The following is a 14,323-nucleotide window of genomic DNA, read 5'->3' as shown; positions in this document are numbered from 1 at the left end:
GAGTCGTCGCACCGCCGCTCCCAGAGAAACAAAAAAGCCCCGCACTGGCGGGGCTTTTTTTGCGGCATCACTTAGTAGCGAGTGATATCCGCCTTGGTTTCCAGCTGCTTGCGGTAAGCCGCGAAGTCCTGCTGGCCAGCGCGGGAAGCGAGGAAGCGACGGTAGGCCGCCTTCTCTTCTTCAGTGGCCGCAGTACCTTCGTTGACGCCGTTCAGACGCAATACCACCAGGCTGCCGTCATTGAGGGTCACGCTACCGTACACCGGCTTGTCCTTGGCTTCAGGCTTGGCCATGCGGAACAGGGCCTGCAGCTCGACCGGGTCGATGCCTTCCTGAACCCGCGACGCCGCTTCCTGGACCTTCCAGCTCTGACCATCCTGGCTGGCGGCCAGCGGGATGCTGCCATCGCGCAAACCGGCAATCAGTGCGTCAGCCTTGGTTTTCAGCGCAGCGGTTGCCTGCTCCTTGGCCAGGTGCTGGCGGATGCTGTCGCTGACCACATCCAGACCCAGTTGCTCCGGCTTGCGGTGCTCCTTGACGCGCAGGACCACGATGGTCTCCGGATCCAGCTCGATGGCCGGGCTGTTGGAGCCCTCTTCCAGCACTTCAGTGCTGTAGGCCGCCTGGATGACGGCGCGATTGGCAGTGATGCCTTCGCCACCCTCACGACCGAAGGCCGCGGAGGTCTGCACCTTCAGGCCCAGGTCCTGGGCCGGCTGGGCCAGGTCGGAGGCTTCGAACGCCGCGTCTTCAAGCTGCTTGGTGACTTCGACGAAACGTTGTTCGACCTGCTGGGTCTTGAGCTCGCGGGTCAGCTTGTCCTTCAGGCTGGCGAAGCTCGGCTTCTCGGGCGCCTGGACGTCCAGCAGCTTGATCAAATGGAAGCCGTACTCGGTGCGCACCGGTGCCGAGACCTGGTCCTTGTTCAGCGCGTACAGCGCCTCTTCAAAGGCCGGATCGTAGACACCCTGGCCGGCAAACCCGAGGTCACCGCCATTGTTGGCAGAGCCCGGGTCCTGGGAAAATTCCTTGGCCAGCTTGGCAAAGTCTTCACCCTTGGCCAGGCGTTGCTGGACTTCTTCGATGCGCGCCTTGGCCTGGGCCTCGTCCACCTTGTCGTTGACTTCGATGAGGATGTGCGCAGCGTGGCGCTGCTCGGCCAGGTTGGCGACTTCCTTCTCGTACAGGGCCTTGAGCGCGTCGTCGTTGACGTTGACCTGATCGAAGAACGCCGACTTCTTGAGCTCGATGTAGTCGATGACCACCTGGTCGGGGCTCATGAACTCCTTGGCGTGCTCGTCGTAGTGCGCCTTGATCTGCTCGTCGGTAACCTTGGCCGCAGCCGGATCGGCCTTGAAGGTCAGCGAAGCGAAATCGCGGGTCTGTTTTTCCAGGCGTGCGAAGGCGTTGACCTGCTCGTCGGTGACGAAGCCACTGCCAGCCAGGCCGGCGCGCAGTTGTCCGATGAGCATTTCTTCCGCCAGCATCTGACGGAATTGCAGACGGCCGTAGCCCATCTGGCGAATGACCTGGTCAAAGCGCTCCGGGCTGAACTTGCCATCGACCTGGAACTCCGGCGTCTGCAGGATCACCTGATCCAGCGCGGCTTCGGAGAAGGAGAACTTGGCGTCTTCGGCACCCTGGAGCAGCAACTTGCGGTCGATCAAGCCCTTGAGGGCTGCTTCACGCAGCATGTTCTCGTTGAGCAGCGAAGGATCGAAATCCTTGCCCAGCTGTTGCATCAGCTGCCGACGTTGCATGTCGACGGCCTGGCTCAGCTCGTTCTGGCTAATGGTGTCACCATTGACCTTGGCAGCATCCGTGCTGTGGGTGGTGGCCTGGAAGATGGCATCGAAGCCGGTCAGTGCCATCAAGGCTACGATGACACCGATGATGGTCTTGGCAATCCAACCTTGTGAATTGTCCCTGATATTCTGCAGCATGCGTCCCCCAGAAACGGTTGTACTGAATGAAACAACCGTGGAGCGTGGGTAGAGTCCTGATAGAAGAAAGGCGCATCCGAGGATGCGCCTTCTCGTAACCGGCCAAACCCCAGGTTGCTTTACAAGGCTTCCCGAGGTTCAGCAGCCAAGCCAGGCATGAGCCTGGCCCGGTTAGGCGTTAGCCTGAAGGAAGCGACTTAGTTGACGGCTTCTTTCAGTGCCTTGCCAGCCTTGAAGCCTGGCTTCTTGGCAGCAGGGATTTCCAGAGTCTTGCCGGTTTGCGGGTTGCGGCCGGTGCGAGCTGGGCGATCGGTTACGGAGAAGGTACCGAAACCTACCAGTACCACGGAGTCACCTTGCTTCAGGGCGCCGGTGACGGATTCGATTACTGCGTCCAGCGCACGGCCAGCTACAGCTTTCGGGATGTCAGCAGATGCGGCGATAGCGTCAATCAGTTCCGACTTGTTCACTCTAAGTCCCCTTATATCTCTATTGAGTTTGTTTCTAAGTATGTAATGAAAAGCAAAACGAGCGCTGGGTGGCCTGTTGACACTTAGGTGCCGCTTTATAACAAGGGCCCGAAAAAACTGTCAAGAAAGCCCCCCAGCCAAATACGTACTAATGCGTGCTGATTCTTTCCTTGGAATCGCTGTCGCGCTTTTCATCCTTGGCGACAATCTCGGGAGCCACATCTGGCAAGGGCTCCGGGGCGTATTGCAGCGCAATTTGGAGGACTTCGTCAATCCATTTGACCGGTTTAATCTGTAGATCCTGCTTAATATTTTCAGGAATTTCCTTCAGATCGCGTACGTTCTCTTCTGGAATGATTACGGTCTTGATCCCGCCGCGGTGAGCCGCCAGCAGTTTCTCTTTAAGTCCACCAATGGCCAGTACCTGGCCACGCAGGGTGATTTCACCGGTCATGGCCACATCGGCACGCACCGGAATCTGCGTCAGCGCCGAAACCAGGGCGGTGCACATGCCGATACCGGCACTTGGACCATCCTTGGGCGTTGCGCCTTCAGGCATGTGGATGTGGGTGTCGCGCTTCTCGTGGAAGTCGGCCGGGATACCCAGGCTCTTCGCACGGCTGCGTACCACGGTTTGCGCCGCGGTGATCGACTCGACCATCACATCGCCCAGAGAGCCGGTCTTGATCAGTTGCCCCTTGCCCGGAATCACCGCGGCCTCGATGGTCAACAGCTCGCCGCCCACCTGGGTCCAGGCCAGGCCTGTAACCTGACCGACCTGGTCCTGCTGTTCGGCCAGGCCATAACGGAACTTGCGCACCCCGAGGAAGTGCTCCAGCTGCTCGCCAGTGACCTTGACGGCCACCTGCTTGAGACCGGCGTGTTCCTTGACCACCTTGCGGCACACCTTGGCGATCTGCCGCTCCAGGCCCCGCACACCCGCTTCACGGGTGTAGTAGCGGATGATGTCGCGGATGGCCGTGACGTCGACTTCCAACTCGCCCTTCTTCAGGCCGTTGGCCTTGATCTGCTTGGGCGTCAGGTACTTGACCGCGATGTTGATCTTCTCGTCTTCGGTGTAGCCCGGCAGACGGATGACTTCCATCCGGTCCAGCAGCGCCGGCGGGATGTTCATCGAGTTGGAGGTGCAGAGGAACATCACATCGGAAAGGTCGTAGTCGACTTCCAGGTAGTGATCGTTGAAGTTGTGGTTCTGCTCCGGATCGAGGACCTCGAGCAATGCCGAGGCCGGGTCACCACGCATGTCGCTGCCCATCTTGTCGATTTCATCGAGCAGGAACAGCGGGTTGCGCACGCCCACCTTGGTCATTTTCTGGATCAGGCGACCTGGCATCGAACCAATGTAGGTACGGCGGTGACCACGGATCTCGGCCTCGTCACGCACGCCACCCAGGGCCATGCGCACGAACTTGCGGTTGGTGGCGCTGGCGATCGATTCGGCCAGGGAGGTCTTGCCCACGCCCGGTGGACCAACCAGGCACAGCACAGGGCCGCGGATCTTCTTGACCCGCTTTTGCACCGCGAGGTACTCGAGGATACGTTCCTTGACCTCTTCCAGGCCGTAGTGGTCGGCGTCGAGGATCTCTTCGGCCTTGGCCAGATCCAGGCGCACCTTGCTCTGCGCCTTCCACGGCACCTGCACCAGCCAGTCCAGATAGGAGCGCACCACGGTGGCTTCGGCGGACATCGGCGACATCTGCTTGAGCTTGTTCAGCTCGGCCTGGGCCTTGGCATAGGCATCTTTCGGCAGGCCGGCGGCGTCGAGGCGCTTCTTCAGCTCTTCGACTTCGTTGTGGCCTTCTTCGCTGTCGCCCAGCTCCTTCTGAATGGCCTTCATCTGCTCATTCAGGTAGTACTCGCGCTGGCTGCGCTCCATCTGCTTCTTGACCCGGCCGCGGATGCGCTTCTCGACCTGCAGCAGGTCGATCTCGGCATCCAGCAGAGCCATGACGTGCTCGACACGAGCGCCCAGGTCGAGGATCTCGAGGATTTCCTGCTTCTGCTCGATCTTCAGGGCCATATGCGCGGCCATGGTGTCGACCAGGCGCCCGGGCTCGTCGATGCTGTTGAGCGACGACAGGACTTCAGCCGGGACTTTTTTGCCCAGCTGAACGTATTGTTCAAATTGTGACAACAAGCTACGAACGAAGACTTCAGACTCGCGCTCGGCGGTCTGGGACTCTTCGATCAGCGAAACCTCGGCGCGGATGTGGCCGTCAACTTCGTTGAAACGCTCGACTGCACCACGCTGCTCGCCCTCGACCAGCACCTTGACGGTGCCATCAGGCAGTTTCAACAGCTGCAGGACGGTGGCAATGGTACCGACGCGGTACAGGGCGTCTTCGCCCGGATCGTCGTCAGCGGGGTTCTTCTGGGCCAGCAGGAGGATCTGCTTCTCGCCTGCCATGGCGGCCTCAAGGGCTTCGATGGACTTCTCGCGCCCCACGAACAGTGGGATAACCATGTGCGGATAGACGACGACATCGCGCAATGGCAAAAGAGGCAAGTCGAGGGTGGTCTTCATGATTTCGCCTCTACAGCGGCCTTATGGCCGGAAACCGGTGGAATATGTGCGTTGGTTTAATGTGGGGGCAGGCTTACAAAAAAACAAGCGCTACGACAGCAAAAGCAAAGGGGCCCGAAGGCCCCTTGCAATTTCGAGCCGTTTGTCGACTCAGACGTCAGGTGCAGCTTTGGCTTGCGGCTCGCTGTTCTCGTAGATCAGCAGCGGCTGCGAAGAGCCTTCGATGACGCTCTCGTCGATCACCACCTTGCTGACATCCTTCTGCGAAGGAATCTCGTACATGGTGTCGAGCAGGATGCCTTCGAGGATCGAGCGCAAGCCACGGGCACCAGTCTTGCGCTCCAGGGCCTTGCGGGCCACGGACTTGAGCGCATCGCTGCGGAACTCCAGGTCCACACCTTCCATCTCGAACAGCTTGGCGTACTGCTTGGTCAGGGCGTTCTTCGGCTCGGTGAGGATCTGCATCAAGGCAGCTTCGTCGAGCTCGTCGAGGGTCGCCAGTACCGGCAGGCGGCCGACGAATTCCGGGATCAGGCCGAACTTGACCAGATCGTCAGGCTCGACCTCACGCAGCGACTCGCCAACCTTCTTGCCTTCCTGCTTGCTGCGAACTTCGGCGCCAAAGCCGATGCCGCCGCGGGTGGAACGGTTCTGGATGACCTTTTCCAGGCCCGAGAACGCACCGCCACAGATGAACAGGATATTGCGCGTATCGACCTGCAGGAACTCCTGCTGCGGGTGCTTGCGGCCACCTTGCGGCGGTACCGAGGCAACCGTGCCTTCGATCAGCTTGAGCAGCGCCTGCTGCACGCCCTCGCCCGAAACGTCGCGGGTGATGGACGGGTTGTCCGACTTGCGCGAAATCTTGTCGATCTCGTCGATGTAGACAATGCCCATCTGGGCCTTTTCCACGTCGTAGTCGCACTTTTGCAGCAGTTTCTGAATGATGTTCTCGACGTCTTCACCGACATAACCGGCTTCGGTCAGGGTGGTGGCATCGGCGATGGTGAACGGTACATTCAACAGACGCGCCAGGGTTTCGGCGAGCAGGGTCTTGCCCGAGCCCGTCGGACCGATCAGCAGGATGTTACTCTTGCCGAGTTCGACGTCGTCGTTCTTCTTGTCGCGTTGGTTCAGGCGCTTGTAGTGGTTGTACACCGCTACGGCCAGTACCTTTTTCGCACGCTCCTGACCAATGACGTACTGGTCCAGGATGGTGCTGATTTCTTTCGGCGAAGGCAGTTTATGCGCGCTGCTCTCGGCCTGGGCTTCCTGCACCTCCTCACGGATGATGTCGTTGCACAGGTCGACGCACTCGTCGCAGATAAATACCGAGGGGCCGGCAATCAACTTGCGCACTTCGTGCTGGCTTTTGCCGCAGAAGGAGCAATAGAGCAATTTGCCGTTGTCCTCGCCGTTACGGGTGTCAGTCATTCGATCGATCCAATCCGGTAGGCTTGCAACACAAGATGAAGGCAATTGCGGGCTTTTTCAAGTCCGCAGGTGGCGGGACGGCCCGACCACCTGCTTTGGCGCCTTGTCAGACAGCCATTTGACGCTTTTCGTGTACCGAGTCGATCAGGCCATACTCGGCGGCACGTTGTGCGCTCATGAAGTTGTCGCGTTCGGTGTCACGCTTGATGGTTTCCAGGTCCTGGCCGGTGTGGTAGGCCAGGAGCTCGTTCAGGCGCGACTTGATGGAGAGGATTTCCTTGGCGTGGATCTCGATGTCCGTCGCCTGGCCCTGGAAGCCGCCCAGTGGCTGGTGAATCATCACCCGCGAGTTCGGCAGGCAGTGACGCTTGCCCTTGGCGCCGGCAGCGAGCAGGAAGGCACCCATGGAGCAGGCCTGGCCGATGCAGGTGGTGGAGACGTCCGGCTTGATGAACTGCATGGTGTCGTAGATCGACATGCCCGCAGTCACCGAACCGCCCGGCGAGTTGATGTAGAGATGGATATCCTTGTCCGGGTTTTCCGCTTCAAGGAACAGCAACTGCGCCGCGATCAGGTTGGCCATGTAGTCCTCTACCGGGCCGACCAGGAAGATCACCCGCTCCTTCAACAGGCGCGAGTAGATGTCGTAGGCGCGTTCGCCACGAGCGGATTGCTCGATAACCATCGGGACCAGACCGCCTGCGGCCTGGATGTCAGAGCTCTGCTGATAATAAGAATTGCGGGACATGTCCTGCACTCACTCCCAAATAGTCATGTCTTGAATACGCACAAGCCAGCTCGAAGGCTGGCTTGTGGTGTTTTCCTACGAGAGAAGGAAATCAGTCAGCGGCAGGAGCCTGTGCTGGCTTGACAGCTTCTTCGTACGAGACCGATTTATCGGTCACAGTAGCTTTCTGCAGAACAGTATCCACAACTTGTTCTTCCAGCACAACCGAACGAACTTCGTTCAGCTGCTGGTCGTTCTTGTAGTACCAGGCTACGACCTGCTCAGGCTCCTGGTAGGCCGAAGCCATTTCCTGGATCATTTCACGAACGCGAGCTTCGTCCGGCTTCAGGTCGTTCTGCTTGACCACTTCGGCGACGATCAGGCCCAGTACGACGCGACGCTTGGCTTGCTCTTCGAACAGCTCGGCCGGCAGTTGCTCAGGCTTGATGTTGCCACCGAACTGTTGAACGGCTTGAACGCGCAGGCGGTTCACTTCGTTTTCCAGCAGGGCTTTTGGCACTTCGATCGGGTTGGCAGCCAGCAGGCCGTCCATTACCTGGTTCTTGACCTTGGTCTTGATGGCCTGGCGCAGTTCACGCTCCATGTTCTTGCGAACTTCGGCGCGGAAGCCGTCGACGCCGCTTTCCTTGATGCCGAACTGGGCAAAGAACTCTTCGTTCAGCTCAGGCAGCTTAGGCTCGGAAACGCTGTTGACGGTAACGGTGAACTCGGCGGTTTTACCGGCCAGGTCCAGGTTCTGGTAATCCTCTGGGAATGCCAGGTTCAGGACGCGCTCTTCACCGGCCTTGGCGCCGACCAGGCCTTCTTCGAAGCCCGGGATCATGCGACCGGAGCCCAGTACCAGCTGGGTGCCCTTGGCCGAACCGCCAGCGAAGGCTTCGCCGTCGATCTTGCCGACGAAATCGATGTTCAGCTGGTCTTCGTTCTGGGCAGCGCGCTCGGCGGCTTCGAAACGGACGTTCTGCTTGCGCAGCACTTCCAGCATGTTGTCCAGATCGGCGTCTGCCACTTCGGCGCTCAGGCGCTCGACGGCGATCGAGTCGAAACCGGCAACGGTGAACTCAGGGAACACTTCGAAAACTGCGACGTATTCCAGGTCCTTGCCCTTTTCGAAGGACTTTGGCTCGACGGCAGGTGCGCCAGCCGGGTTCAGCTTCTGCTCGACCACAGCTTCGTAGAAGGAAGCCTGGACCAGGTCACCGAAGGCTTCCTGACGGGCGGCATCTTCATAACGCTGACGGATCACGCTCATCGGCACCTTGCCAGGGCGGAAGCCTGGAACCTTGGCGCGACGGGCAGTCTGTTGCAGACGCTTGTTGACTTCGGTCTCGACGCGCTCTGCCGGAACGGCGATGGTCATGCGACGCTCGAGAGCAGAAGTATTTTCAACAGAAACTTGCATGGATATTCCTCGTTGCACAGACGTTAGCCGGCGATACCCGACTCCAGAATCAAGGGCAAGCATTCTAGTGGCTCACAGGCCAGAAGTCACCCCGTTCAGGACGACGGGAAAGTACGCCGGTCCATTTCATTCAAAGCCCCCGGCAAAAACCTTGCCCAAGGGCGCTCAAGACCCGCCACCCAAGGCCTGGACGCCCTCTTTGCAAGAGGACCGAGCAGGCGCTGGGCAGCCAGAAATTCTTGTCAAAACACTACAGCGCAGGTCCTCGGCACTCAGGGTGCCGAATCGTCGATTTCGTTGAAACTGCAATACTCGTCCCAGTCCATGCCCAGTGCCTCGGCCACATCCCGGTGCACTTCCAGGCGCATGGCCCTGAGTTCCTCATCGGATCCGGCGATCAGTTGCAGGGTCAGTTCCCAGGGTTCAAGACCCTGCTCCTGCGCGGCATCCTCGAACGCCCATTCGATCTGCTGGTGCTGCTCCTGGGCACTGAGCCCGGCAATCTCTTCAAGCAGCTGCGGATTGGCCTCGGCAAAGCGCTGCAGCGCGCTGTCCTGGCGTTCTTTGGAAATCATGACGCGGTCCTCATTGCATCTGCCGTTGATTACGGCCTCAACCGGCTGAAATCTATCAGCTTTTGCCCCTTTGTCACCAGCCCGCCGGAGCGCACGCCAGCGATACGCCAAACACAATTAATTATCATTAGGTAATGAGTATCGTTATACTGCGCCATCATTTTGCTTCACACCGGCGCAACCCTCACATGCACTCCAGCCCTACCCCGGCCAACACCTGCCTGCAAACGCTCTACCAGGATCACCATCACTGGCTACACCGCTGGTTGCGCCAGCGCATCGGTTGCCCGGAGCATGCGGCCGATATCGCCCAGGACACCTTCCTTAGCATTCTCACCAGCAAAGACCTGTTCCAGATCCGCGAACCGCGCTCGTTCCTGTCCACGGTCGCCCGCCGCCTGATGGCCAACGTCTACCGCCGCCGCCTGGTCGAGCAAGCCTACCTGGAAGCCCTGGCCCTGCTGCCCGAGGCGCTGGAACCCTCGCCGGAAGTGCGCATCCTGGCCCTCGAAGCCCTGACGCTGCTCGACCGCATGCTCGATGCACTACCGAGCAAGGTACGCGAGGCGTTCCTGTTGTCGCACCTGCAGGGCCTGAAAATCGCCGAAATCGCCGAGCGCCTGCAGGTCAGCACTCGCTCGGTGAAGCTGTACCTGGTGCGCGCCAATCAACACTGCTTTTTTGCCCAGCTGCCATGACCGCCCCCTTCAACGCCCGCACCACCCGCGAAGCAGCCCAGTGGCTGACCGAAACCATGGAAGGCCCCCTGCCCCCCGACCAGGAGCAGGCGCTCACCCGCTGGCGCAACGCCGACCCCGACAACGAGCGGGCCTGGCTGCATATCCAGGCCCTGCGCAAGCGCCTGGCGGGGCTGGAGCCACGTGCCGGTTACCAGAGCCTTAGCAAGCGGCCGGACACCAGTCGCCGCCGTGCGGTCAAGGCCCTGGCCGTGCTCGGCCTGTTCGGCTGCGCCGGGCAGTTGCTGTATCGCAGCACGTCCGGCAGCGCCCTGACCTACAGCAATGGCGCCAGCGCGCCGCGCACCATCGCCCTTGACGATGGCAGCCAGCTGACCCTGGATGCCGACACTGAAGTGGTGGTGCATCTGGGCCCGGAGCAACGGCGCCTGCAGTTGAACAGCGGTCGCCTGCTGGTCGACAGCGGTCACGCTCCGCGCTATGCGGCCGCCCCCTTGAGCGTTGAAACGCCTCAGGGCAGCGTACGCGCATTGGGCACCCGGTTTGTGGTCGAACTGCTGGCAGGCAGCACCGAGGTGTCACTGTTCGATGGCGTTGTAGTGCTGCAACCGCTCCACGCCCCCCAGGGCACCCTGCGCCTGAAACCGGGAGAGCGCAGCCGCTTCGACAGCCGGCATGCCGACCTGCACTCCCTTGCCGGCGCAGAACCCGCCTGGACCCAGGGCCTGCTGGTGGCCCAGGGTATGCGCCTGGACGCCTTCACCCGCCAATTGGCCCGCTATCGCCCCGGCCTGCTGCGCTGCGCCGAAGAGGTCGCCGACCTGCGCATTTCCGGCGTCTACCCCCTGGCCGACAGCGACGCGGTACTCGAGGCCCTGACCCACGCCCTGCCGGTCCGGGTGCAGCGCCGCTCCCGCTACTGGGTCACCCTGACGGCGCGCTGAGCGCCGCTCATGACGCCAGCTCGATACGCACCCCCTGCCCGGCCTTCGCCTCGACCTTGACCTGGGCGCCGAACACCTGGGCGATCCGCGCCTCACTGAGCACCTGCTCGGGTGTACCGCTGGCACATAACCGCCCCCGCTCCAGCAGCCACAAGCGATCGCAATAGCGTGCCGCCAGATTAAGGTCATGCAGCACACAGACCACCGCGACCCGAGGTGAGCGGGCCAGCAACCGCAGGACCCGCATCAGGTTCTGCTGCTGGCCGATATCCAGGGCGCTGGTCGGTTCATCGAGCAACAGCAGACGCCCCTCGCCCTCGTTAGCCACATCAGCCTGGGGACTGATCGCCAGCTGGTTCATCGCCCGGGCAATGGTCACCCGCTGCAGTTCACCTCCCGACAACGACAACACCCCACGCTGCAGCAAGTGACCGATGTCCAGCGCATCGACCACGCCCGGACAAGGTTCACCAGGGTGCTGCTGCCCTAACTGGATGAATTCCTGTACCTGCCAGTCGAACACGCTGTCCATCTGCTGGGTCACCAGGGCGCGCCTGCGCGCCAGTTGCCGGGGGGCATAGTCGACCAGCGACCGCCCCTGCAAGCGCACCTCGCCACTATCGGGCCGGGTGTAACCGGAAATCAGCGACAGCAAGGTACTTTTGCCGGCACCGTTGGGCCCGATCAGGCCGAGCAACTGGCCTTCCTTTATATATTCACTCAACGGCGCCAGCGCGAACGGCTGCTCCAGGCTGGCTTTGATCAGTTCAAGCATCTCAGAACTCCCGCACTTTGCGCCCAAGCAGCAACCATAAGAAGTAAGGCCCACCGATCACGCTGGTCACCAACCCCACCGGAATCTCGGCAGGGCTGGTCAGGCTCCTGGCCAGGGTATCGGCGAGCAACAAGAGAATGGCCCCGCAGAGCATCGAGGCCGGGATCAACAAGCGATGTCCGGGACCGAAATACAGGCGCAGGCAGTGCGGCACCAGCAGGCCGATGAAGCCGATGATCCCGGTCAGGGCCACACACAGCCCCACCCCCAGCGACGATGCCAGCACCACGCGACTCTTGAGCCGATCGCTGTCCAGGCCCGCCGCATGGGCAGACACTTCGCCCAACTGGAACAGGTCAAGGTCCGCCGCACAGCGCGACAGCACCCACAACGCCGGCGGCAGCACCACACAGGCGACGCTCAGGGTCGTCCATTGCGCGCTGCTCAGGCTGCCCATGCCCCACAGGCTCAACTGGCGCAGCTGCTCTTCACTGGCGATATACGCAAGGATCCCGCCCACCGCGCCGGTCAGGGTATTGATCACCAGCCCCGCCAGCAGCAAGGTGATGGTCGACTCGCGCCCCTGACTGCCCCGTCCGATACGAAAGATCACCAGGGTCACCAGCAAGGCCCCGACAAAGCCCGCCACAAACTGACCGTACAGCTCGAATCCCGGCAGCCGGCCATTGACCAGCACCACCCAGATCGATACCGCAAGCCCGGCGCCACTGGCCTGGCCGAGCAGGGTCGGGTCGGCCAGCGGATTGCGAAACAGCCCCTGCATGGCCGTGCCGCCGGCCGCCAGGGTGGAGCCCACCAGCACCGCCAGCAGCAGGCGCGGCAGGCGCACTTCGCTCCACACCTGCCACTCCAGCGGCGCGGGCGCCACTCCGAGGAATATGCTCGGCGACAGGCCGATACTGCCCACCAGCGAACAGGCCGTGAGCAACAGACACAGCCCCGCCAGCATCATCGACAGGGTCTGTAGTGAGGTCGTACGGGAGCCGGTCATGGAAACAAGGCTCCGGCATCCCGGCGCAGCTGCAGCATCGCCTGGACCGTGCGCGGCCCAAGGCTCAGCAGCGCCTGGTCATCGATCAGCACCAGCCGGCGATGCTGGCCAGCCGGGGTATGGGCAAGCCCACCGAGCTTCCACAGGCTGTCTTCGCCGCCCAGCGCCTGCAGTCCGGCCTGGCTGATGATGACGAAATCGGGCGCCAGCGAGACCATGGCTTCGGCCGCCACCTGCTTGTAGGCATCGAAGGTCGCGCTGTTCTCGATCCCGGCCTGCTCCAGCACCGCGTTCGCCTCGGTTCCACGCCCCATCACCAGGGGCGTCATGCCGGCACGGTTGAAGAGGTACAGTGCCTTGGGGCCCTTGAGCGGTGGTTGCTTGCCGAGCGCCTCGATCAGGCGCCGCTGCTCCTCGATCAACGCCGGGCTTTGCCTACGCCTGTCCATCGCCTCGGCGACCGTGTGGATTTTCGCCTCGATGTCGCCGATGCCCTTGCCACGTGCGACGCTGATCACCTCAAGGCCCACGCCGCGCAATTGCTGCAGGACAATGGCCGGCCGCGCCGCATCACTGATCAACACTCGCCGGGGCTTCAGGGCGAGCATGCCCTCGGCCGACAGTTGCCGCAAATAGCCCACCGACGGCAGGCGCGCAATCTCGGCCGGGTAACGACTGGAGTCGTCACGACCGACCAGGCGCGAGGCAGCATCCAGCCGCTCGACAATTTCCGCCAGGTCGTTGCCGATCACCAGCGTGTCGGCAGCGCGTGCTCCCGTGCTGCCCAGCAGCACACACAGGGCCAGATAGAGCGCTCTCATCCAGCCACCTCCAGCGCGTCCAGCCACTGGCGCCAGGCCTGTTGCTCCGGCTCACCGGCTGGACGGCGGGCAAATACCTGGACGATCAGGCGCTGCTCGGCATCGAACAGCTCAAGACTGGTAACGCCGCCCTGCTCATTGGGTTTGTGCACCCGCCAGGTTTGCGCGTCGGGCGCCTCCTGGATGCTGAAACAGGTTGCAGCGGCAAGCGCCGTGGCAGGCATATCGAATACCAGTTTTTCACCCTGCGCCTGCAGGCCGGTCAGTTGGCCGGTGAAAATCTGCACGCTGCCAGCGCTGTAGACGAACAGCATCAACTCAAGACCGCTTTGCGCCAGTCGACGGAACAAGGCGACCGGGCTGCCTACCTGCAAGCGGCGGGCGAATTGCGGCGCCACCAATTGATTGCCTTCGTAGCGGGTCAGGCCGTGGCGCTTGAGCAGGGCAAAATGCTCATGCACGTTGCTCATCGCTGCCCACTCCTGGACCAGACCCGGGACCTGTGGCTGACGCAAACTGACGGCATCGCGCGGGGAGAAATCAGGCCGGCGGGCAACGCACTGCCCATAGAGCTGCGCCCAAGCCGCCAGTGACGAGCCGGTCGTAGACGCCAGCCACAGCAATGATCGGCCATGGCGATCGAAAACGTTCAGGCTGTAGAGGTTGCGGCTGACATCATGAATCATGCCCACCCAATACCAGGCGCGCAGGTTCAGGCGCAGGTCCAGACCGTCGTCGCCCAGCACCAGGCCGGCCTCGCTGATATCGTCGGATTGCGGATAGCAGCCTACCTGTTCGATCCAGGCATGGCTGGTCGGGGTCAGGGTGCGGACCGCACCCAAGGTGTGCAACCGGGCAGCGACCTCCGCCGCCGGCAGGTCAAGACACAGACAGTCGGTGGCGGCCGTCAAGGCGAGCCCGGCAGGTGTGGATTCGATCATCGGTAAACTCCTTGT

13 protein-coding genes are annotated in these 14,323 nt (G+C 61.8%); 2 read left to right on the top strand and 11 right to left on the bottom strand.

Annotated elements, in window-relative coordinates:
* Window positions 1-71 precede the first annotated feature (71 nt).
* The 7 genes from ACIQUS_RS21545 to ACIQUS_RS21515 all read right to left on the bottom strand — a co-directional run bounded on the left by ACIQUS_RS21545 (window position 72) and on the right by ACIQUS_RS21515 (window position 9,117).
* Window positions 72-1,943: a SurA N-terminal domain-containing protein gene (locus ACIQUS_RS21545; RefSeq protein ID WP_403051152.1), complete on the bottom strand. Its 1,872-nt coding sequence runs from the start codon at window positions 1,941-1,943 to the stop codon at window positions 72-74.
* Window positions 1,944-2,140: 197 nt separating this feature from the next.
* Window positions 2,141-2,413, bottom strand: a complete 273-nt coding sequence (locus ACIQUS_RS21540) for an HU family DNA-binding protein (RefSeq protein WP_285864345.1) — start codon at window positions 2,411-2,413, stop codon at window positions 2,141-2,143.
* 148 nt (window positions 2,414-2,561) lie between these two features.
* The gene (lon, locus tag ACIQUS_RS21535; RefSeq protein WP_403051148.1) at window positions 2,562-4,958 is read right to left on the bottom strand and encodes an endopeptidase La; all 2,397 of its coding nucleotides are present in this window, start codon (window positions 4,956-4,958) and stop codon (window positions 2,562-2,564) included.
* A 150-nt stretch (window positions 4,959-5,108) separates the two neighbouring features.
* The gene (gene clpX / locus ACIQUS_RS21530) at window positions 5,109-6,392 is read right to left on the bottom strand and encodes an ATP-dependent Clp protease ATP-binding subunit ClpX (RefSeq protein WP_038613042.1); all 1,284 of its coding nucleotides are present in this window, start codon (window positions 6,390-6,392) and stop codon (window positions 5,109-5,111) included.
* A 106-nt stretch (window positions 6,393-6,498) separates the two neighbouring features.
* Complete coding sequence (gene clpP / locus ACIQUS_RS21525) at window positions 6,499-7,140, bottom strand: ATP-dependent Clp endopeptidase proteolytic subunit ClpP (RefSeq protein ID WP_128324523.1); 642 nt, start codon at window positions 7,138-7,140, stop codon at window positions 6,499-6,501.
* A 91-nt stretch (window positions 7,141-7,231) separates the two neighbouring features.
* Entirely contained in the window at window positions 7,232-8,542 is a 1,311-nt protein-coding gene (tig, locus tag ACIQUS_RS21520) for a trigger factor (protein ID WP_403051143.1), read from the bottom strand.
* 272 nt (window positions 8,543-8,814) lie between these two features.
* Window positions 8,815-9,117, bottom strand: a complete 303-nt coding sequence (locus ACIQUS_RS21515) for a DUF6388 family protein (RefSeq protein WP_403051140.1) — start codon at window positions 9,115-9,117, stop codon at window positions 8,815-8,817.
* 188 nt (window positions 9,118-9,305) lie between these two features.
* Here ACIQUS_RS21515 and ACIQUS_RS21510 point away from each other — a divergent pair, with 188 nt between their 5' ends.
* Both ACIQUS_RS21510 and ACIQUS_RS21505 read left to right on the top strand, forming a co-directional pair.
* Window positions 9,306-9,815, top strand: a complete 510-nt coding sequence (locus tag ACIQUS_RS21510) for a sigma-70 family RNA polymerase sigma factor (protein WP_403051137.1) — start codon at window positions 9,306-9,308, stop codon at window positions 9,813-9,815.
* Window positions 9,812-10,759, top strand: a complete 948-nt coding sequence (locus ACIQUS_RS21505) for a FecR domain-containing protein (protein ID WP_403051134.1) — start codon at window positions 9,812-9,814, stop codon at window positions 10,757-10,759. The genes ACIQUS_RS21510 and ACIQUS_RS21505 overlap by 4 nt, the downstream gene beginning before the upstream one ends.
* Before the next feature lie 7 nt (window positions 10,760-10,766).
* Here ACIQUS_RS21505 and ACIQUS_RS21500 read toward each other — a convergent pair whose 3' ends face one another.
* The 4 genes from ACIQUS_RS21500 to ACIQUS_RS21485 are packed head-to-tail and all read right to left on the bottom strand — an operon-like array spanning window position 10,767 to window position 14,308.
* Window positions 10,767-11,534 (bottom strand): ATP-binding cassette domain-containing protein, encoded by a 768-nt coding sequence (locus ACIQUS_RS21500; protein ID WP_403051131.1) that lies wholly within the window; start codon window positions 11,532-11,534, stop codon window positions 10,767-10,769.
* A gap of 1 nt (window position 11,535) precedes the next feature.
* A complete protein-coding gene (locus ACIQUS_RS21495) occupies window positions 11,536-12,546 on the bottom strand; it encodes a FecCD family ABC transporter permease (RefSeq protein WP_403051128.1) in 1,011 nt (336 codons plus the stop codon).
* Window positions 12,543-13,367, bottom strand: a complete 825-nt coding sequence (locus ACIQUS_RS21490) for a hemin ABC transporter substrate-binding protein (RefSeq protein ID WP_403051125.1) — start codon at window positions 13,365-13,367, stop codon at window positions 12,543-12,545. The genes ACIQUS_RS21495 and ACIQUS_RS21490 overlap by 4 nt, the downstream gene beginning before the upstream one ends.
* The gene (locus tag ACIQUS_RS21485) at window positions 13,364-14,308 is read right to left on the bottom strand and encodes a ChuX/HutX family heme-like substrate-binding protein (RefSeq protein WP_403051122.1); all 945 of its coding nucleotides are present in this window, start codon (window positions 14,306-14,308) and stop codon (window positions 13,364-13,366) included. The genes ACIQUS_RS21490 and ACIQUS_RS21485 overlap by 4 nt, the downstream gene beginning before the upstream one ends.
* Between the last annotated feature and the right edge of the window lie 15 nt (window positions 14,309-14,323).

The organism is Pseudomonas sp. NPDC090755, from assembly GCF_044769005.1.
In the GTDB taxonomy this organism is placed as follows: Bacteria; Pseudomonadota; Gammaproteobacteria; order Pseudomonadales; family Pseudomonadaceae; genus Aquipseudomonas.
The sequence above is the reverse complement of the archived record's forward strand: the minus strand, read 5'-3'. Positions and strand labels throughout refer to the sequence as shown.